Source organism: Pseudoalteromonas sp. B160 (assembly GCF_037162485.1).
Taxonomy (GTDB): Bacteria; Pseudomonadota; Gammaproteobacteria; order Enterobacterales; family Alteromonadaceae; genus Pseudoalteromonas; species Pseudoalteromonas rhizosphaerae.
In genome coordinates this window covers 325,250-343,904 of record NZ_JARLUX010000001.1, presented here as the reverse complement: position 1 = coordinate 343,904, position 18,655 = coordinate 325,250, and the positions used below count along the sequence as shown (strand labels likewise).

The following is an 18,655-nucleotide window of genomic DNA, read 5'->3' as shown; positions in this document are numbered from 1 at the left end:
CTATCAGCTATCAGCTATCAGCTATCAGCTATCAGCTATCAGCTATCAGCTATCAGCTATCAGTTATCTTATCTGAACTTGACAAAGAACATAATAAAACCTGCAATCTTGATCAGAATTACAGGCTTATAATTAAACTTCTAGTCAGCTTTAATATTAGCCTTGTGGGCCAAAGCGTTCTTTTAAGTAGGTATCTAAAAAGTTTAGATACGCGTTGGAGGCACTGATACGGTTTTCTTTTTTGCTAAAACCATGACCTTCATCGTCAAATAATACATATTCGACCGGTACGCCATTGGCTTTCACTGCGGCAACTAACTCATCACTTTCTATCTGTAATACGCGCGGATCGTTGGCGCCTTGAATAACCATTAATGGTTTGGTGATATTCTTAGCATGGAATAGCGGTGAGATTGCACGATGACGCTCGCCGTCCGTTGCAGGGTCGCCCATTTCATCGTACAACGCTTTTTTAAAGCTTTCCCACCACGGTGGAATTGAGTTGAGCGTTCTTACCCAGTTGGTGACACCAAAAATATTAATGCCCACTTTGAATTCTTCAGGCTCAAAAGCAAGCGCTGCTGCGGTCATGAAGCCACCGTAGCTGCCACCTATGATACCGATTTTTTCTGCATCGACCCAATCTAAACTTTGTAAGTGTTTTTTACCGTAAACAATGTCTTGTAAGTCGTCGGTGCCGTGTTTTTTATCATCTAAATGAAAAAAGGTTTTACCATAGCCTGAACTGCCACGGTTATTAACCGCAAAAATAGCATAGCCATGATTGACTAAATGTTGTTGCATTGCACTGTAACCAGTGCGGCTTTGGCCACCTGGGCCACCGTGCACCCAAATTAGCGCTGGCACTTTATTATTGCGACTGGCTTGCTTGGGTTTATAAAGTACGCCGGGTATCTCTAAACCGTCAAAGCTTTTAAAGCGCACTATGGTACTTTCAACTAAATCATTTTGATCTATCTCTTTGCTTAAAGTATTACTTAATTGCTGTGCCTTATCACTACCCACTTGCCAGACAAACAGGTTACTTGGCGAGGTATCTGAATTTAAGTAAAACGCCATGCTTTTTTCATCTGCAGAAAAGTTAACACCACGTAAGTTACCTGCGGGTAACTGAGGCATCGCAATCTCTTTGTCTGACTGGGTATCAATCACCGTGACTTTAGTGCTGGCATCGGCATTGACGCCACTGACTTGATAGCGCCCCGATTTAGAAAAATAAATAAAACTAACATCCCAGTCATCTTTGAGTGCTGGGCTATGTTCCCCTGAGGCTAAGTCATAGCGCCAAACTTGTGAAAACTCACCTTTTGCGTCTGTAGAGTAATATAGCGATTTGCTATCGGCTGAGAAGGTTTCAGGGCCATATTGAGCGGGTGTGTCGTGTTTGGAAATTAATTGTGGTTTGAGGGTCTTTTTATAAGTATCAAGAATAAACGTGTCGCTGTCTTTATTAGTGTTACTTTTAGATAGTGCAATATAGCGACCATCAGGGCTGATTGCACCGACATCTAAACCTAGGGTGTTTTGATAAACAGGGGTGATTTTATAGGTTTTACTATCAACGCGATATAAGTCCATAAATTTAGCATCGCGCTGGTTACTGGTAATAAAAAACTGACTGCCGTCTTCAGTAAACCCTGCAAAGCTTGCACGGGTTTCTTCCCCTGGAGTTAAATCTTTTACAGATCCGTCAAGTTCACGCACGTAGACATGAAAACGTTCATTACCCCCTGAATCTTTGCTAAATAGTACCCGTTCATCATTTGGAAAATAACGTACAGGGTAGGTACTATCCTGAAAATTTGTTAAGCGGGTTTTATCCCCTGTTTTTGCATCTACTTCATACAAGCTGTAAATGCCACTTTCATCGGAACTTACCAGTACTTTCTCGCCACTGGGTGAAAAGCTACTGCCCATAATTGAAGTAGTATCAAAAAAGGTTTTTGCGTTATATGTTTTAACTTGCTGAGTTTGTTGTGACTGTGCGGTAGTGGTGGTAGTCGTTGAGGTTGATTGACTACAACCGCTCAAGGCAAGACTAATTGCACAGGCAAGTGCAGCAAATTTTAATTTGTTATTCATCGGACATTCCTTGGTTTATTGTTATCTAATCATATTTTTACCGATTTTAGTGTTGCCCGAACATTATTTAAACGCAAGTTTTTAGCTTATTTTATCTGCAACAAAGTGTTACAAAGCGTGTATCGCTAAAAGTACAGCCCACGTTATAATGCCCACTTATATACGAAGGGATTTTCATTTAAAGGAAAGTGATGATTGAAGTTAGTGGTTTACATAAACAATTTGCACAGAATATTCTCTATAAAGATTACCGCATCAGCTTTACAACACCGAGAGTGTGTATTGAAGCGCCGAACGGGCAAGGTAAAACCACGCTATTGATGATGCTTGCTGGACTTGAAAAACCACAAAGCGGGCAGTTTCTGTTTGCAGGTAAAGTGCTGTCTGAGCCTTATAAACAGGTGGCTATTGCTAGTGATCGCATCGCGCTGCCAGATTTCTTAACTGCGAAACAAATTATTAATTTAACGGTTAGCAGTTTAGGCTGCAATTGGCCAGCTGAGCTCATTAGCGGTTTTAACTTTACCGAATTTTTAAATACTCGTTTTGATGCATTGTCATCCGGTAATCAAAAAAAGTGCCAGTTAATTTTAGCTTTAATGCGCGGTGCGCCGTATTTATTACTCGATGAACCCAGTGCTGCGCTTGATCAAGCCAGCATTAAATATTTACTTGGTTTGCTTGATGATTACTTAGCCGATAAAGCACATGGGCAAATCATTATCACTTGCCATGAACCGGCGCCGTTTATTGAGCATGGCTTTGAGTGTATGGCGTTATGAGCAATTTAGGCATTAAGCTGGTGATGGCACAATATCGCGCATTTATGGAGTATCGTTATCAGGCCTATAAAATTGAGCTGACACAATTACTACTGCAACTAAAAAACTTTGGTTTATTATTCTTAGTGATACTTGGCTCTGCCATGCTTGGTATGATTTTGCTGTTATTTTTAGGACTGGGCAAAATTATCGACAGCAGTGATGCGCCGCAGTATGGTGCCCAAATGGCGTGGCTGTATCTATTACTGCAAAGCGTGATGCTCAGTGCAATGAAATCAGCTATTAAAAATAACCAGCAGCGGTTCTTCCAACGTACGATTGTCAGGTCAAACTGGCTTAAGTTAATGGACATAAAACTATTATTTTTAAGCAATGGCTGGTTGCTAGCAAGTGCAGTGATTGCACTGGATCTAACCTTATCACAATGGCTAAGAGCACCGCATTTTGTGCTGTTTATGTTACTGCAGTTTGGCTTAGGCGTGCTGTGTTTGTATAAGCCAAGAGCATTAATATATGGCTTAGTATTCACTGCCATTTTAGTCTTGTTACCAATTAATATAGTGCCGTTAGCTTATCACTGTGGCTTTATTATATTATTTGCGCTGAGCATATTTCTGCCAGCATTTTCGCTGAGCGACCGATTATCGGTCAATTCATTATCTACTTTTTGGCTGAGCTTCTTTCTTCAACACAGTTGGATTTTAGTGTGGCGGGTGGCTTTATTGTTGTGTGTGTTTATGGCTGTTACTACTTTACTCAATGAGCGTAATGATTTAGCCGCAATATTTAGCGTTGTAGCGGTTGCTTTTATAGTACTATTTACCAGCTCACTGCAATTTGATTGTGGCAAGCTACATGATAAGTACCAGTTATTTTTTCAAGCAAATAACCAATCGTGGCTGTTTTTTATTAGCCAATTTATACCAAGTTGCTTGTTCCTTTTGATAACCCTGATCAGCTATCTGTGGTTTGTCGCTCAAATAGAGTGGCTATTAATGTGCCTGAGTGTTGGCTGGTGTGCATTGCAATTATATATAGCACAAAAAAAACCAGCGCATTTTGCGCTGGTTTGGATGATTACAACAGGCGGGCTGTTGGCTGTGTTAACTTAATATGTTAAGCAGCATTCGCCTTTTTTGCCGTGTTATTACGTGCGGCTTTGCCTGCTAATAAATCTGCAGGGTCAAAGTCGTCAACGTTAATAACATCTAAACGTGCTTTTTCAACGCTTGCCAGATGATCAGCCTCTGCTTGCGTTAAAATACCCGCTTCAAGTCCCATCTGAGCAACTTTATCAAGCTGGAAGAAAGGCAGTTTAACGCCTTTTTCACGACATACCTTATCAAATAAAGGTTCAACAGCTAGCACGTCTTTAAGCGTTTGCTCTTGACGACCAACTAAGTTAAGTGGTTCATTTGTTAAGTATACGTAGCTTGCTAAACGGTTACGTGTTTCGCTAGGTACTTGTAAAATTTGTGCTAATTTATGCTCAAGTTTATCAGTCGGTTTACGAACTGGACGACCGAACGGGAACAACATCAACTTAAGTGCTGCACGAAGCGGAGCTGATGGCATATTGTTAATTAAATCAGCAAGTGCACGTTGACAGTGGTAAAGGTGATCTTGACAGCTCCATTGTACAAGCGGTAAATCTTCTTTTTTACGGCCTTCATCGTTATAACGTTTCAGCGTTGCAGACACTAAATAAAGGTAACTAAGCAAATCACCTAAACGAGCGGAAATACGCTCTTTACGTTTTAGTGAGCCACCAAATACAGCCATGCTAATGTCTGACATCAATGCAAGTGACGCGCTAAAGCGTGACGCAGTACGGTAAAACTCAGCTGTTTCGTCTTTAAATGGTGTAGTTGCAAAACGGGCTCCGGTAAAGCTCATCCACTTAGTACGTACAAGGTTAGACATAGTAAAGCCGATGTGGCCCATTAACGCTTTATCAAATACCGCTAGCGCTTCTTCACGATCTTCGATTGCGCAGGCACCCAATTCAGTCAGTACAAATGGATGGCAGCGAATGGCACCTTGACCGTAAATAATCATATTACGGGTCAAGATATTTGCACCTTCAACAGTGATGGCAATTGGTGCACCTTGATAGCCACGACCTAAATAGTTATTTGGCCCAAGCATAATACCTTTACCGCCGTGAACATCCATTGCATGGTTGGTTGAATCTCGCATTTGCTCGGTTAAATGGTATTTAATGATTGCCGAAACAACCGATGGCTTTTCGCCTAAATCAACCGCACCAGTTGACATGCTAACAGCCGCATCTGAGCTGTACGCATAACCTGCTAGTTTTGCTAGTGACTCTTCAACACCTTCCATTTGGCCAATAGGTAAACGGAATTGACGACGAATACGGCTGTAGGCACCACTTGCAAGTGCAATTGTTTTAATACCACCCGTTGAGTTTGACGGCAATGTAATAGCACGACCAACCGATAAACATTCAACCAGCATGCGCCAGCCTTGGCCGGCCATTTCTGGTCCACCAATAATGTAATCAAGCGGTACGAAAATGTCTTTACCACGAGTAGGACCATTCTGAAATGGTACATTTAGCGGGAAATGACGACGACCAATTTCAACACCTGGCATGTCTGTAGGAATAAGTGCACAAGTAATACCTGGCTCTTTAACATCGCTTAGTAGACCATCTGGGTCTTGTAGTTTAAACGCCAGACCTAATACTGTCGCAACAGGCGCTAGCGTAATATAACGTTTGTTCCATGTTAGGCTAAGACCAATGACTTCTTCGCCTTCCCACATACCTTTACATACCACACCATAATCTGGAATGGCGCTGGCATCAGAGCCTGCTTCTGGTGAAGTTAAGGCAAAGCATGGGATCTCTTGACCACTAGCAAGGCGAGGTAAGTAATGATCTTTTTGTTCTTTAGTACCATAGTGCTGTAACAATTCGCCCGGACCTAATGAATTAGGAACGCCTACAATTGATGAAAGCAGGGTAGATTTACTGGTTAACTTTTGCAGTACACACGATTGTGCAAAGGCAGAAAATTGCAGGCCGCCATATTCTTTTTTAATGATCATGGCAAAGAATTTATTATCTTTTAGGTATTGCCAAACATCTTGTGGTAAATCGGTTAACTCATGAGTTGCTTCCCAGTCGTCCAACATACTACATACCACCTCAACTGGACCATCGATAAAGGCTTGCTCTTCGATTGTCAATTTAGGCATTGGGTATTGGTGTAATTTGTTCCAATCAGGACGGCCGCAAAAAGATCGGCTTCCCACCATGTTGTACCCGCATCAATGGCTGATTTTTCAGTTTCAGACATAGTTGGAGTAACTTTTTTAAACATGGCAAAAATAGGTTTAATAATATATTGCTGACGAATGCCAGTAACAGACAATGGCACTGCAATGATCAAGAAGATCAACCAGCTAATTGCGCCAAATGCACCTGCAAAGGTACCAATGACAAGTGTTGCGATGGAAACGCCAAGGGCAGTATTCCAGCTCGCTCTGTGGTAACTCGCGATGCTGAGCAGCACGATTAAACCAAGTGTAAATATAAGTGTCATGTATTCAATCCTTAATAGAGGTCAGACCACCTTTAGTTAGAGTAGCGCTAGAGTGAATAATTATCAAGTAGCTTAGTGAAAATATCAGTGACTGTTATTTGCAATCTGTGCACATCAGCATACGGATAAATGTGTGATTCGTCAGTATGATTTATTTGAGAAAAAATTAAGCTGTTTTCTTGCTTGCCTTGCCATTGCTTATGTTTAACAATGCCGCTAAGGCCTAAGTTACGGGTTTACGCTTTTTAAAAAGCAGTGTTTTAAAAGTATAAAAATTTTTGAAAGGTTAATTTATTTTATGTGTGAGTTGCTTGGCATGTCGGCGAATGTGCCTACAGATATTTGTTTTAGTTTTTCAGGGCTGTTAGAGCGCGGTGGTAACACAGGTCCGCATAAAGATGGCTGGGGCATTACTTTTTATGAAGGGAAGGGGTGTCGTACTTTTAAAGATCCTGAGCCTAGCTGTCAGTCTGAAATTGCCAAGTTAGTAAAGGCCTATCCCATTAAAAGTGTCTCGGTGATTAGCCATATTCGCCAAGGTAATCGTGGCCGTGTCTGTCTTGAAAATACGCATCCTTTTACCCGTGAGTTGTGGGGCCAGGAGCTGACCTACGCGCATAATGGTCAGCTTTCGAATTATCATGATTTAAAACCTGAATATTATCGGCCAGTAGGTAATACCGACAGTGAACTGGCGTTTTGTTGGTTACTCGATCAAATTCGTGAAAAGTACCCTAAACGTCCAGCTAATATGGCGTCAGTGTTTCGTTATGCGGCAAAGCTTGCACACACTTTACGTGAAAAAGGTGTGTTTAATATGTTGCTGACTGATGGTGTGTATGTGTTAGCGTATTGTACTAATAATTTGCATTGGATCACCCGCCGTGCGCCGTTCGGTAAGGCTACGTTAATTGATGCAGATATGGTGGTAGATTTTCAACAAGAAACTACGCCAAATGATGTCGTAACGGTGATCGCTACTCGGCCACTGACCAACGATGAGCGTTGGCAAAAAATGGAACCTGGTGAATTTGCGTTATTTAAAATGGGTGAGTTAATTTAGCCGTCAGTTTTAACGTTTGAACTTAATTAATGTGGTTATAAGCTGAAAAGCCCAAGTTATGATCGTCACACTTGAGCCTTTCGTCTTGCATCTTGAAAGCAATTTATTCTGGTGTTATTTCGTTTTTAACTTCTTCAGGTAATGCAACTGGGCTGGTTACCGTGAACGAGTTAAGTTGCACTTCAAATTGTTCTACGCCTTTTTCGCCTTTCCACATCCTGACTAGCATGTAATCCATTTCTGGGGCGAACCATGCAAGCGCTTGGCGTTTATCATTATCATATAAGCGTTTTACTTTGATCGCTTCGATATTACCGATTGGTAGGGAAATAGTCTCTTTACCAACGACCTCAAAGTTATACTCACGGCAGTTGCCTTTTTTATCAACTAACGGATACGAAAAGCTGGTTTTACCCATTTTTAATTCTTCGCGCACTTGTACTTGGTATGAAATTGAGTCTTGAAATTGCTCAGACCACTCACACTCAATAGGGTATTTACTTTCACTGCTGTTTACGAGTTTTTTAGTGTGGTCAAATTGCAGTGTATATTCTTTATCCGGGCCTGTGCCTGTGCGGATCATGCTATAACTTTCAGGCGTGATTTTTTTGTCGCTGAAAGTAAAATTTGATGTTTCTTTGCGTGAATCTGAGAATATCATCCACTCAATGTCACTGTGGTAGCTAACTTGGTAACTGTTATCTGCTAGTTTTTTTAATGTGCGGACGCCTTGACCATGGTTTTCGCCTTTGCGCAAAATATCATAGTTAGCTTCAAATTGAGTAAGTTCACCAGCAATTAAACTAGTAGGAAGTAATAAAGTGCCCGCACACAATAGCAAGGCACTTAGTTTTTTATTCTGGGTAGTGCGCGCCGTGTGCAGGAAGTTGTTTTTTGTCAAGAACTGCATAATCTGCTTCCATAGTAAGTCGTTGTTCACTGAACCACTTGACCACCAAAGGGTAAATTATATGCTCTTGTGCATGCACGCGTTTTGCTAATGTGTCAGCAGTATCATCTGCCAGCACGGGTACTTTGGCTTGAAGAATGACAGGACCACCGTCTAACTCTTCAGTAACAAAGTGCACACTTACGCCATGAATGTCATCTTTTGCATCAATTGCTCTTTGGTGGGTATTCAGCCCCTGGTACTTAGGCAACAAAGAAGGATGAATGTTCAACATTTTTCCTTTAAATTTTTGCACTAAGTTAGGAGTAAGAATACGCATAAACCCAGCTAATACAACTAGATTTGGTGCAAAAGAATCAATAACGTTCATTAATTGCGCATCGTAGGCTTCGCGCGAGTCAAAATCTTTATGGCTGAGCACTGCTGTTGCAATGCCCGCTTGCTTTGCTCGCTCAAGGCCATAAGCGTCTGCTTTATTACTAATAACAGCCGCTATGTTTGCATTTATCTCGCCGTTATTACAGGCGTCAATGATGGCTTGTAAATTAGAGCCACTACCTGAAATTAAGACTACTAGACGAGCAGGGGCCATTAATCACGGCCGCCTAGGATTTCTACTTGCTCTTCGCCAGCTTTGGCATCATGGATCTCACCAAGGTGCCAAGCATTTTCGCCAAGCTCTTTTAAGATGCTTAAGCTTTGCTCAAGTTTGTCAGCAGGCACAACCAATACCATACCTACACCACAGTTAAATGTGCGGTACATTTCGTGGGTGGTGATGTTACCGTTTTCTTGTAACCAATTGAAAATACCAGGCCACTGCCAGCTATCACCTTTAACAACTGCTTTTGCAGACTCTGGTAATACGCGTGGGATATTTTCCCAAAAGCCGCCGCCAGTAATATGCGAAAGAGCATGAACATCTACCTGCTTGAACAGCTCAAGTAATGGTTTAACGTAAATACGTGTAGGTTCAAGCAGAGTTTCGCCTAATGTTTTACCTTCAAATTCAGCACTTGTATCAGCATTTGATACTTCAAGTACTTTACGAATTAATGAGAAGCCATTTGAATGCGGGCCGCTTGATGCAAGCGCGATCAGTTGATCACCAGCAGCTACTTTTGTGCCATCGATGATATTTGCTTTTTCAACTACGCCAGTACAAAAACCAGCCATGTCGTAATCTTCGCCTTCGTACATACCTGGCATTTCAGCAGTTTCGCCACCAATTAATGCACAGCCAGAGATCTCACAGCCTTTACCAATGCCTGTTACTACGTCTGCGGCAGTATCAACATCAAGTTTGCCTGTTGCATAATAATCTAGGAAAAATAATGGCTCAGCACCTTGAACGATAAGGTCATTTACACACATAGCAACTAAATCGATACCTACAGTATCGTGTTTTTTAAGGTCGATAGCTAAGCGTAACTTAGTACCAACACCATCAGTGCCTGCAACAAGTACTGGTTGCTTATAACCAGCTGGGATTTCGCAAAGTGCGCCAAAGCCACCAATTCCGCCCATAACTTCAGGACGACGGGTTTTTTTAACTACGCCTTTAATACGCTCAACAAGTGCGTTACCGGCATCGATATCTACGCCCGCGTCTTTATAACTTAGAGACTGTTTTTGTTCGCTCACAGGATTTCCTCAAAAAAGTTGCATGGTTTTGCATGTGTATGCTTAGAAACGCGCGTATTTTACAACAATTGCAAGGGCGCGGCTAGTTCAAATATGAGTTTACTATTATTGACAAGGACACTTGTCCGTATAATGACACAATAGATTTAGGTAGCAGGTGCTAGGTAGTTCCTAGCACCTAAAACCGAGTTCCTTTAGTATTAAGCCTTTGCAGTCAAAATTGCACGCAACGGCGCTGGGTAACCTTCAATGGTTTTACTAGTATCGTTTGGATCTAAAAAGTCGATCAGGGACTCGTTTTCCATCCAATCTGATTTACGTTGTTCTTCAAGCGTTGTTATAGCGCAGTCTTTCACTTGCACATCTTTAAAACCAACACGTTCCATCCAGAGTTTAAGCGCTGCCGTGCTCGGAATAAACCACACGTTACGCATCTTCGCATAGCGGTCAGTGGGCACGAGTACTGTGTTTTCATCGCCTTCAATGACTAAGGTTTCAAGCACTAATTCACCTCCTGGGCGAAGCTGCGCTTTTAATTGTGCTAAAAAGTCGATAGGGGAACGACGATGATAAAGCACACCCATCGAAAACACCGTATCAAAGGCTTTTAACTCAGGCAGGGCTTCAACACCTAGCGGTAATAAATGCACGTTTTCATCTGGGTTAAAGTGTTTGATGGCTTGAAACTGACATAAAAATAAATCAGACGGATCAATGCCAACCACAAACTCAGCGCCTTCACCGCGCATCCGCCATAAGTGATAGCCAGAGCCACAGCCGATGTCTAAAACCGTGCGGCCTTTTAGCGGCTCAATGTGCGGTAATAAACGGTCCCACTTCCAATCGCTGCGCCATTCAGTATCAATTTCAATACCGTGTAGGCTGAAAGGGCCTTTACGCCATGGCATCATTCGTTTTAATAAGTGTGTAACTTGTTTTTGTTCGCCTTCGGTCATTTCGCCTGGGGCACCAATTTCAACTTTGTCGATAATATTGACGTGTTTGGTCGCCACTTCAGGCAAGTTTTTTAACACTTTCTGCCATTTTGGTAAATCACCGTGACTTGCCTCTAATTGCCAGTGTTTTAATTGGCTAGGTAGCGTTTCCAGCCAGTGACTTAGCGGGCTTTGTGCGATTGCGGCGTAAAATTGGTTAAACCATTGAGACATTGAATTACTCTTTATATTTGTTACTTGATTGCTACCAGTGAGCAAAAATTAAAACATTGATACCACACTTGGGTTTGGCTAAAGCCAATATCGGTAAGTCGAGAAAGGTGAGCATTTAAAGTATCTGGGCGCATTACATTCTCAATGGCGGTACGTTTTTGGCTAATTTCTAATTCAGAATAACCATTGTGGCGTTTAAAATCGTGGTGCAAGTCAATCAGCAAGTTATCGCATTGCTCGTTCTCGCCTTTGATTTTTTCGCTTAACAGCAATACACCACCAGGTTTTAAATTCGCGTATATTTTTTCAAGCACGGCTTGGCGCTGTGCGGGTGGAATAAACTGTAAAGTAAAGTTCATGGCGACCACTGACGCGTTTTCAATATTTAGCTCATTAATATCACCAAGCGTCACTGTAACAGGCACTTCTGAGCGAAAGCCGTGCAAATGTAATTTACAGCGCTCAACCATGGCTTGTGAATTATCAACGGCAATAATATGGCAATTATCAGTGCGGATATTACGGCGCATGCTTAATGTTACTGCCCCAAGGGAACAGCCCAAATCATAAAGGTTTGAATTGCTTTGCGCATATTCACCGGCCAATTTACCCATCGTACTAACAATGGTTGCATAACCCGGAACTGAGCGCTGGATCATATCTGGGAAAACTTCTACTACATGTTGGTCAAAGCTAAAGTCTTTAACCGCTTGCTCAGTGGCATAAATGCTGTCTTTTATGTTCACACAAACAGTCTCTTGAAAAATAATAGGGCTATTTTAGCATTTTATGCTGGATAGTCAGTGATAATTTCAGTAGCTTGGCTAGAATAATGAATAACAAGTAGAAAAAGAGAAGTTTATGAGCAAAAGTAAAGTGATCAGCACAGATGATATATTGGCAACCCTTTGCCATTCTGTAACGAGTGTATTGTCGTCGGCAAGTGGTAATAGCATTAGCTACTCAGCAATGGTACAAAAAATAACCCGCACCTGTATGCGTCCTGATATCGGTTGTTTTGTATTATTTGATGGCGGATTTACAGGACTGGTAATTACTAATTTCACCTCGCAAGCGGCGATGGAGATTTATCATGATTACATGCGTAATATGGGGATGCCTGAAGAAGAACTAGCTCATAGCCACTTATCGGACGACGTATCAAATGTACTCGGTGAATTGATGAACCAAATCGTTGGTGATTTTACTTCAAAGGTACGCGAGCAGTTACATACTTCAATTACCCAAAATCAACCGAAGATGATGGCCATCAATAAGCAAGTACAGATTTCGGTCGATACTACGATGGATAGACCGCAAGCACGGCGCGTGACATTTACCACCAGTAAACAAAATATCTTTTATTTAGAATTAGCAATGGATAAAACTGAGTTTATCAAATTACACGATTTTGATATTGCTGAAGCTATTGACCCAGATGACATCATTGAAAACGAAGCAAAGCATAAAGCAGAAAAACAAAAAGCTGCTGATGATGCTGCTAAAGCAAGTGATTTAGATGACGACTTTATGGCAGAACTTGGACTTTAAATAACACCTTGCAAGGACATTAAATCGCAGGTCAAAGCATTTAGTTATTAATACAGTGCATAATATTGGGTTTCGTAATGAAACCCAATATTATTGTGCTCAATTGAATGATAAAAAACGCTATGCTATAAATCTAGCGGATAATCATTTGCTCACGTTCAGGGCCCACAGACACCATACTTACAGGTACTCCCATCAGTACTTCGATGCGTTCTACGTAATGCTGCGCTGCAGCAGGCAGACTGTCGAAGGTACGACAATCGGTAATATCTTCATCCCACGCTGGCATGCTTTCATAGATTGGCGTTAAAGCCGCTGTTTGTGGCCAAATAGGGTTTTCGCTGTGATCGCCTGCATAACCAACGCAGATTTTTAAATCTTTCATGCCAGATAGGCAATCAATTTTGGTTAAAGCGATTTCAGTAGCTGCTTGTAATTCAACACCGTTACGGGTGGCAACTGCATCAAAATAACCCATATCACGTGGGCGGCCAGTCACTGCGCCATATTCGTTCGCGCTTTCACGAAAATTGTCTTGCTCTGCCATGGCGGTAACGAGTGTACCTGTACCAACAGATGAGCTAAATGATTTAGCCACAGCGATAACACGCTCAGGGCGCAAAGCTGGCAGTCCGCTGCCAATTCCTGCATAGGCAGCAGTAACGTTTGATGATGTAGTATACGGGTATTCGCCGTAAACTAAATCGCGGCCTGCGCCTAGCTGCGCTTCAAACAACAAGTTAGCATCTTGCTTTTGCAGTGCTTTTAAAGGCTCTGTTACATTACAAATAAATTCGCGCCAAGGAGCGCTGACAGCTAATAACCACTCAGTCATTTGTTCAGCTGTTTGTGAAAAATCACAGCTTGGGTAAAGGGCTTTTAGCTGTGGCATTTTCCAATCCAGCATAAATTGAATACGCTCTAATAAAACGTCTGGCTGATTTAACCAGCCAACTAAAATGCCTTTTTTCATTACTCGGTCGCCGTATGCAGGTGCAATTCCTTGACGAGTAGAGCCGTAAGCGGCATCGCCTAAGCGCACTTCTTCGAGGGTATCTTCAAGGGCGTGTAATGGTAAGCATAACGTTGCACGATCAGAAATACATAATTTTACATCAACACCGGCGGCGTTAACTTCGGCTATTTCTTCGCTTAATGCCGCAGGGCTTATCACCATGCCTGGGCCTAGTACTGCAATACAATCAGGATTAAATATACCGCTTGGTAATTGGTGTAGTTTAAACGTACCAAAGTCATTCACAACGGTATGTCCGGCGTTGTTACCACCTTGAAAGCGAATGCTCGCAGATGCGTTCTCAGCTAGAAAATCGACGATACGGCCTTTGCCTTCATCACCCCAGTTTGCACCTACAACAACAATTGACGGCATAATTTAATCTCCAAATTGATTGAACGAATATGGTATGCGCTCTATTAAAATAAGAGAAATTAATTATAATTATTATCTTGATAAGAATTTCATATCGATTTCACACCATTAAGGTCATAAAGATGCTAGATATTCACTGGTTAAAAACTTTTGTCACATTGGCTGAGTTAAAGCACTTTGGTAAAACAGCCAATGCGCTGCATATGACACAGCCAAATGTTAGCTTGCATATTAAGCAGTTAGAAAAAACGACACGGGTTAAACTGATAGAACGTAACCCCTTTAGTTTGACCCAAGCAGGTTTACGGCTATTAGAGTCTGGACAAAAAACCTTATGGGAATTACAGGTTTGCCAATCTGACTTAAATGCGATTAATGATCTCAGCCAAGGCACACTGACAATTGCCGCCAGTGATATAATTTCTCGTTTATTGTTGATTGAGCCTTTTCAGCTTTTTAAGCGCCAGTTTCCTGGCATTGACTTTACTTTGCTCAATACAACGTCTTCTCAAGCGTCAGCATTGGTTAAAAGTGCTGAAGCTGATTTAGGGTTTGTGATTGCCCAAAAAGAAAGTGAGCCGCTGCATTTTACGCAATTACAGCAGATAAAATGGTGTGCATTAGGTAATCATTTAAAGTTATGGCAGCAAGCCAAAAACGATAACAATGTTACACTGACTGAGCCGCCAACATTAATCTTACTCGGCCATGATACGCGAACCCGAGACTTGCTCGATAGTGCCTTGCCATCTTTAAACTTACCAAATTACCGGGTGATGGAAGTGGGCAGTGTCGATGCGCAAATTGATTGGGCTGAAGCGGGGTTCGGCGTTGCCATCGTGCCAGAGTTTTCCCTGCGCAGTAAAGCAAATCTAACCACCACAGTGACCGCATTACCGCAATTTCCAACTACCAGTTTAGGTTATATAGTGAGGCAAAATCAGGTACTTTCAAAAGCGATAAAGCAATTACTACATTGGGTCAATGAAGAAATCTCCCGTACTCATCTTGCATAGTATTTATATGTTAACTGTACGGCTATGTACTTTGTGATTCAGTTATTTTTATGTGTATGGGTTTTTACCTTCAGCTACTAGCACACAAAAAACCCGTAAATCTAATTCGAGTTGATGGTAGTTTGGCTCCATGTGGCAGCACAGGGCGTAAAAGCTTTTGTTGTGGTCTTTTTCCTTAAAGTGGGCGAGCTCGTGTACTACTAAAGCTTTGAGTAATTCCTCTGGTGCACGCAGTAAATCACTGTTGATGGCTAAATCGTGCTTGCGGGTTTTACCTTGCATACGATACGTATGAGTACCTAGCGCATTAGTGACCATATCGCCTTGTTTTTTAAACGCGGCGCGGCCAAACGGTGGCGCATTTTTTAAATAGCGCTTTTTAAGCTCAGTGGCGTATGCGTATAACGACTTGTCACTGGTAATATTATGGGAGCTGGGGTATTTTTTAGTTAAATACGCGCCGTGTTTATCATTTTCAATAAGCTGCATTACTTGCGTTACAATTTGCTCTGGATAGCCGCTAAAATAGCGTTTAAAATCACTCATTCAATACTTCTTTGTAGTTAATTAATTTTTCAAAGCGAGTCAAAAAAGGCTGGCTTGACTGGCTTCTTTTTCACCAGTGAAAGGGTTTAGCACGGGGTGCTGGTAACCTAAATCTTGGCAAAACTCGCGTGCTAATAATGGTGCTTGGCGGTTATCTGCAGTATGAAAAAATACATACGGGTGCTTACCCTCATCAAGCCATTGTTTTACTTTTTTAAGCCACGGTTGGTAATAGCTTTTATAGTCATGATCTAAATCGGCAATCACAAAGCGGGCCATAGGTTGATTGCCTGTTGCAATGGCATGCACGGGTAAATGGGGCTTTTTTTGTTGGGCATCGATGAGTGCTTCAGTGTTCGGCTTAACTGCAAATAATGCACGGGTGTCCATTGAGATACTGTTGACATTGTTTGCTATTAATAGCTGATTAAAGGCAATTTCGGCTGCGCCTTTCTTAAAAAATTCGGGGTGGCGAACTTCAACGCCGTAGTTTAAACCTGTCGGGAGCTTGGCAATAAACTGTGCTAATAACGGCAGTTGTTTGGGGCTAAAACTACTTGGTAGCTGCAACATGATCTGCCCAACATGAGACAATATTGGCTCGAATAAATTAAACCATGCAGTGAGTTCGTCATCGATATGAGTAAGCTGTAATTCATGACTAAAGCGTCGATGGAATTTAAAAGTAAATTTAAAGTCATTGCCGACAGCATCACGCCAGCGATTTAATGATTCAACACTAGGATCGGCATAAAAGCTGGTATTGCCTTCGACTGAATTAAACACCTGTGCGTATTCGTGCAACATATCGGCATTTTTGCAGTGACTTGATAATAAATTGCCTTTCCATGCGGTACTTGACCACTGCGGACACCCTAAATACAACATAAAACGGTTAACTGATTGTGTGTTTTGGTTAGTATATCAAATCTATAAATTGAAAGCATAGTAGCTGCTGCCGAGCTCGCATTTTCAAGTAACTTGGGTATAATGCTCCCCCTAAAATGATTTATAAATAGTGGCTATTCTCCCTCAAAAACAGCAATTCTTAGGGGAAGCGGCTATTCGTCTTTACACTGACAGGAAAACTATGCGCTCTATATACTGCGGACAGCTAAATAAAACTCACGTAGATCAAGAAGTTGAACTATGTGGTTGGATCAACAAACGACGTGACCTTGGTGGACTTATCTTTGTCGATTTACGCGATAGAGAAGGTTTAGTACAAGTTGTATTCGATCCTGAAGTTGAAGGCTTAATGGATACCGCGAATACATTACGTCAAGAATTTTGCGTACAATTAAAAGGTGTAGTTCGCGCACGTCCTGACAGCCAAATCAACAAAGATATGGCAACTGGTGAAGTTGAAATTTTAGGCACAGGCCTTACTATCATCAACCGTTCAGAGCCATTACCACTTGATTTTAATCAGGTAAACTCTGAAGAGCGTCGCTTAAAATACCGTTACTTAGACCTTCGTCGTTTAGAAATGAGTGACCGTATTAAACTACGCGCTAAAGCTAGCAGCTTTGTGCGTCGTTTCTTAGATGAAAATAATTTCTTAGATATCGAAACGCCAGTACTTACAAAAGCTACCCCAGAAGGAGCGCGCGATTATTTAGTACCGAGCCGTGTTCACAAAGGCAGTTTTTACGCATTACCGCAGTCTCCGCAGTTGTTCAAGCAATTGTTGATGATGTCGGGTTTTGACCGTTACTACCAAATTGTTAAATGTTTCCGTGATGAAGATTTACGTGCTGACCGTCAGCCTGAGTTTACTCAAATCGATATAGAGACCTCGTTCATGAGCTCTGCTCAGGTACGTGGTATCACAGAAAAAATGATCCGCGAAATGTGGCAGCAATTGCTAGACGTGGATTTAGGCGAGTTCCCAATCATGCCTTACGCTGAGGCAATGAGCTTGTATGGTTCTGATAAGCCTGATTTACGTAACCCAATGACATTAATTGACGTTGCCGATTTAGTAAAAGACGTCGAGTTTAAAGTTTTTTCTGGTCCTGCCAATGATGAAAAAGGCCGTGTTGCGGTATTAACAGTACCAGGCGGTGCATCACTTTCGCGTAAGCAACTAGATGACTACACTAAATTCATCGGCATTTACGGCGCGAAAGGGCTTGCGTGGATGAAAGTAAACGACCGCGGTGCAGGCGCTGAAGGCGTGCAATCGCCAATCGCTAAGTTCTTAAATGAAGAGGTGATCAACGAACTTCTTGCACGCACTAACGCACAAACTGGCGACATCATTTTATTCGGTGCTGATAAACGCAACACAGTAAACGAAGCTATGGGCGCGCTACGTATTAAGATTGGCCTTGATTTAGAGATCACTAATCTAAATAGCTGGGCTCCGCTTTGGGTTGTTGACTTCCCAATGTTTGAAGAAGACGACGAAGGTACATTGCATGCTGTTCATCACCCATTTACAGCACCAAAAGATGTAAATGCAAGCGAACTTGAAGCAAACCCAGCAGCGGCTATTTCAGATGCATACGATATGGTACTAAATGGCTACGAAGTAGGTGGTGGTTCGGTACGTATTCATAATACAGATATGCAAGAAGCAGCATTTAGAATCCTAGGTATTGATGCACAAGAGCAGCAAGACAAGTTTGGTTTCTTACTTGAAGCGCTAAAATACGGTACGCCACCACATGCTGGTTTAGCGTTCGGTTTAGACCGTTTAGCAATGCTACTGTGTGGTACTGATAACATTCGTGACGTGATTGCTTTCCCTAAAACAACCCAAGCGTCGTGTTTGTTAACTAACGCACCAAGTAAAGCAAATGCAGATTCGCTTACAGAGCTTGCTATTAGTGTTGTTGAAAAAGCTGAAAAATCAGCAGAATAAGCAATCCGATAAGTGATTTGTTGAAAACCCTTAGGCTCAT

Annotated in this window: 15 protein-coding genes and 1 pseudogene; 6 read left to right on the top strand and 10 right to left on the bottom strand. The window is 41.9% G+C overall.

Going from position 1 to position 18,655, the window contains the following annotated elements; all coding sequences use genetic code 11:
* Positions 1–156: 156 nt before the first annotated feature.
* Positions 157–2,103 carry a S9 family peptidase gene (locus tag P4S61_RS01455; RefSeq protein ID WP_337117656.1) on the bottom strand — a complete coding sequence of 649 codons (1,947 nt, stop codon included), beginning with the start codon at positions 2,101–2,103 and terminating at the stop codon, positions 157–159.
* 191 nt (positions 2,104–2,294) lie between these two features.
* Between P4S61_RS01455 and P4S61_RS01450 the strand changes: the two genes are divergently transcribed.
* Both P4S61_RS01450 and P4S61_RS01445 read left to right on the top strand, forming a co-directional pair.
* The gene (locus P4S61_RS01450) at positions 2,295–2,885 is read left to right on the top strand and encodes an ATP-binding cassette domain-containing protein (RefSeq protein ID WP_337117655.1); all 591 of its coding nucleotides are present in this window, start codon (positions 2,295–2,297) and stop codon (positions 2,883–2,885) included.
* The gene (locus tag P4S61_RS01445) at positions 2,882–3,997 is read left to right on the top strand and encodes a DUF6136 family protein (protein WP_337117654.1); all 1,116 of its coding nucleotides are present in this window, start codon (positions 2,882–2,884) and stop codon (positions 3,995–3,997) included. Before P4S61_RS01450 ends, P4S61_RS01445 begins: the two co-directional genes overlap by 4 nt.
* A 4-nt stretch (positions 3,998–4,001) precedes the next feature.
* Here P4S61_RS01445 and fadE read toward each other — a convergent pair.
* Positions 4,002–6,457, bottom strand: a pseudogene (gene fadE / locus P4S61_RS01440) (acyl-CoA dehydrogenase FadE).
* Between the two features lie 298 nt (positions 6,458–6,755).
* On the opposite strand from fadE, the gene P4S61_RS01435 reads away from it, so the two are divergent.
* Positions 6,756–7,520 carry a class II glutamine amidotransferase gene (locus P4S61_RS01435; protein WP_337117653.1) on the top strand — a complete coding sequence of 255 codons (765 nt, stop codon included), beginning with the start codon at positions 6,756–6,758 and terminating at the stop codon, positions 7,518–7,520.
* A gap of 103 nt (positions 7,521–7,623) precedes the next feature.
* Here the strand turns inward: P4S61_RS01435 and P4S61_RS01430 are convergent, their stop codons facing one another.
* The 5 genes from P4S61_RS01430 to cmoA all read right to left on the bottom strand — a co-directional run bounded on the left by P4S61_RS01430 (position 7,624) and on the right by cmoA (position 11,989).
* Positions 7,624–8,421: a DUF3108 domain-containing protein gene (locus P4S61_RS01430; protein ID WP_404936108.1), complete on the bottom strand. Its 798-nt coding sequence runs from the start codon at positions 8,419–8,421 to the stop codon at positions 7,624–7,626.
* On the bottom strand, positions 8,375–9,022 hold the full coding sequence (gene purN / locus P4S61_RS01425; RefSeq protein ID WP_145242362.1) for a phosphoribosylglycinamide formyltransferase: 648 nt from the start codon (positions 9,020–9,022) through the stop codon (positions 8,375–8,377). The genes P4S61_RS01430 and purN overlap by 47 nt, the downstream gene beginning before the upstream one ends.
* On the bottom strand, positions 9,022–10,074 hold the full coding sequence (gene purM / locus P4S61_RS01420) for a phosphoribosylformylglycinamidine cyclo-ligase (RefSeq protein ID WP_145242360.1): 1,053 nt from the start codon (positions 10,072–10,074) through the stop codon (positions 9,022–9,024). Before purM ends, purN begins: the two co-directional genes overlap by 1 nt.
* Positions 10,075–10,274: 200 nt before the next feature.
* Entirely contained in the window at positions 10,275–11,243 is a 969-nt protein-coding gene (gene cmoB / locus P4S61_RS01415; RefSeq protein WP_337117652.1) for a tRNA 5-methoxyuridine(34)/uridine 5-oxyacetic acid(34) synthase CmoB, read from the bottom strand.
* A 20-nt stretch (positions 11,244–11,263) separates the two neighbouring features.
* On the bottom strand, positions 11,264–11,989 hold the full coding sequence (gene cmoA / locus P4S61_RS01410; RefSeq protein ID WP_145242356.1) for a carboxy-S-adenosyl-L-methionine synthase CmoA: 726 nt from the start codon (positions 11,987–11,989) through the stop codon (positions 11,264–11,266).
* Positions 11,990–12,104: 115 nt separating this feature from the next.
* Between cmoA and P4S61_RS01405 the strand changes: the two genes are divergently transcribed.
* Positions 12,105–12,794 (top strand): DUF3334 family protein, encoded by a 690-nt coding sequence (locus P4S61_RS01405; RefSeq protein WP_145242354.1) that lies wholly within the window; start codon positions 12,105–12,107, stop codon positions 12,792–12,794.
* A 133-nt stretch (positions 12,795–12,927) separates the two neighbouring features.
* Here the strand turns inward: P4S61_RS01405 and P4S61_RS01400 are convergent, their stop codons facing one another.
* Positions 12,928–14,184, bottom strand: a complete 1,257-nt coding sequence (locus tag P4S61_RS01400) for an adenylosuccinate synthase (RefSeq protein WP_182758884.1) — start codon at positions 14,182–14,184, stop codon at positions 12,928–12,930.
* Between the two features lie 122 nt (positions 14,185–14,306).
* On the opposite strand from P4S61_RS01400, the gene P4S61_RS01395 reads away from it, so the two are divergent.
* Positions 14,307–15,200 carry a LysR family transcriptional regulator gene (locus tag P4S61_RS01395; RefSeq protein ID WP_145242350.1) on the top strand — a complete coding sequence of 298 codons (894 nt, stop codon included), beginning with the start codon at positions 14,307–14,309 and terminating at the stop codon, positions 15,198–15,200.
* Between the two features lie 48 nt (positions 15,201–15,248).
* Here P4S61_RS01395 and P4S61_RS01390 read toward each other — a convergent pair whose 3' ends face one another.
* Together P4S61_RS01390 and P4S61_RS01385 are read right to left on the bottom strand one after the other, a co-directional pair.
* Positions 15,249–15,746 carry a M48 metallopeptidase family protein gene (locus tag P4S61_RS01390; RefSeq protein WP_182758883.1) on the bottom strand — a complete coding sequence of 166 codons (498 nt, stop codon included), beginning with the start codon at positions 15,744–15,746 and terminating at the stop codon, positions 15,249–15,251.
* A gap of 39 nt (positions 15,747–15,785) precedes the next feature.
* Positions 15,786–16,634 carry a DUF72 domain-containing protein gene (locus tag P4S61_RS01385; RefSeq protein ID WP_337117651.1) on the bottom strand — a complete coding sequence of 283 codons (849 nt, stop codon included), beginning with the start codon at positions 16,632–16,634 and terminating at the stop codon, positions 15,786–15,788.
* A gap of 202 nt (positions 16,635–16,836) precedes the next feature.
* Here P4S61_RS01385 and aspS point away from each other — a divergent pair, with 202 nt between their 5' ends.
* Positions 16,837–18,615, top strand: a complete 1,779-nt coding sequence (gene aspS / locus P4S61_RS01380) for an aspartate--tRNA ligase (RefSeq protein WP_145242380.1) — start codon at positions 16,837–16,839, stop codon at positions 18,613–18,615.
* Positions 18,616–18,655 lie beyond the last annotated feature (40 nt).

What these genes read in the sequence shown, in the direction of transcription:
- P4S61_RS01455 (WP_337117656.1), bottom strand. Translation starts at nt 2,103, where the DNA reads ATGAATAACAAATTAAAATTTGCTGCACTTGCCTGTGCAATTAGTCTT.
- P4S61_RS01450 (WP_337117655.1), top strand. Translation starts at nt 2,295, where the DNA reads ATGATTGAAGTTAGTGGTTTACATAAACAATTTGCACAGAATATTCTC.
- P4S61_RS01445 (WP_337117654.1), top strand. Translation starts at nt 2,882, where the DNA reads ATGAGCAATTTAGGCATTAAGCTGGTGATGGCACAATATCGCGCATTT.
- P4S61_RS01435 (WP_337117653.1), top strand. Translation starts at nt 6,756, where the DNA reads ATGTGTGAGTTGCTTGGCATGTCGGCGAATGTGCCTACAGATATTTGT.
- purN (WP_145242362.1), bottom strand. Translation starts at nt 9,022, where the DNA reads ATGGCCCCTGCTCGTCTAGTAGTCTTAATTTCAGGTAGTGGCTCTAAT.
- cmoB (WP_337117652.1), bottom strand. Translation starts at nt 11,243, where the DNA reads ATGTCTCAATGGTTTAACCAATTTTACGCCGCAATCGCACAAAGCCCG.
- P4S61_RS01405 (WP_145242354.1), top strand. Translation starts at nt 12,105, where the DNA reads ATGAGCAAAAGTAAAGTGATCAGCACAGATGATATATTGGCAACCCTT.
- P4S61_RS01400 (WP_182758884.1), bottom strand. Translation starts at nt 14,184, where the DNA reads ATGCCGTCAATTGTTGTTGTAGGTGCAAACTGGGGTGATGAAGGCAAA.
- P4S61_RS01395 (WP_145242350.1), top strand. Translation starts at nt 14,307, where the DNA reads ATGCTAGATATTCACTGGTTAAAAACTTTTGTCACATTGGCTGAGTTA.
- P4S61_RS01390 (WP_182758883.1), bottom strand. Translation starts at nt 15,746, where the DNA reads ATGAGTGATTTTAAACGCTATTTTAGCGGCTATCCAGAGCAAATTGTA.
- P4S61_RS01385 (WP_337117651.1), bottom strand. Translation starts at nt 16,634, where the DNA reads ATGTTGTATTTAGGGTGTCCGCAGTGGTCAAGTACCGCATGGAAAGGC.
- aspS (WP_145242380.1), top strand. Translation starts at nt 16,837, where the DNA reads ATGCGCTCTATATACTGCGGACAGCTAAATAAAACTCACGTAGATCAA.